This window comes from Microvirga arvi (assembly GCF_016892765.1).
GTDB classification, from domain to species: Bacteria; Pseudomonadota; Alphaproteobacteria; order Rhizobiales; family Beijerinckiaceae; genus Microvirga; species Microvirga arvi.
Genome location: NZ_JAFEMD010000218.1, coordinates 1 through 723 on the forward strand (window position 1 = coordinate 1; position 723 = coordinate 723).

Below are 723 nucleotides of genomic sequence, written 5' to 3' on the forward strand. Positions count from 1 at the left end.
CGATGGAGGCGGGACAGTTCCTCCCGCAAGATCCTCCTGGCGGCGAGCAGGGAGACGGTGATGTCCGCCAGTTCCGGTCTTCCGTCTACGAGTTCCCGGATCCGGACGTCAAACCCCACGGCTCCGGTCATGCCAACCTTGAGGCCGAAGTTGCGCAGCAAGCCTCGGATGTCGTTCTCGATCGCGGCGGCCTTCTCCTGCAGCAGCTTGCGGGCGGTCAGCAAGGCACGACGATGTTGGCTTGTCAGCGTCTTGATGTGTACCGGCCGGAACAGGTTGACCCGCATCATCTGGGCAATGCCACGGGCATCATTGCGGTCCGTTTTGTTCACCTGCGCTTTGAGGAACGCCTTCGTATGCCGGGTCTCGATACAGACTACCGGCAAGCCTGCTTGCGCCAATCCACTGAACAGCCACTGCGACAACGGCCCGGCCTCCAGGCCGATGCGGGCCAGCCGCCATGCGGGATCTTGAAGAGCCCGCACGAGGTCTTCGGGATGGCTTGGCACCTTCATCTCACGGCAGATCGCACCTGTCTCATCCACGATGCAGATTGAGGTCTCCTTGAGAGACACGTCCAGTCCGGCGTAGTGCTTCATGCTGTGCTCCTCCTCTGATCCTTGTGGTGGTTCGACCAAACCACACGCTATCATCAGCTCGGAGCACAACACCTCGATGCATATCCGTCGAAGATAGGGCTCAAGCCGAATACCCCATCTGATG

Annotated in this window: 1 protein-coding gene; it reads right to left on the reverse strand. The window is 60.4% G+C overall.

The window, feature by feature from the left end:
• The coding region (locus ILT44_RS30595) for an IS110 family transposase (RefSeq protein ID WP_204243372.1) at window positions 1-599 on the reverse strand (599 nt) is incomplete at its 3' end.
• Window positions 600-723 lie beyond the last annotated feature (124 nt).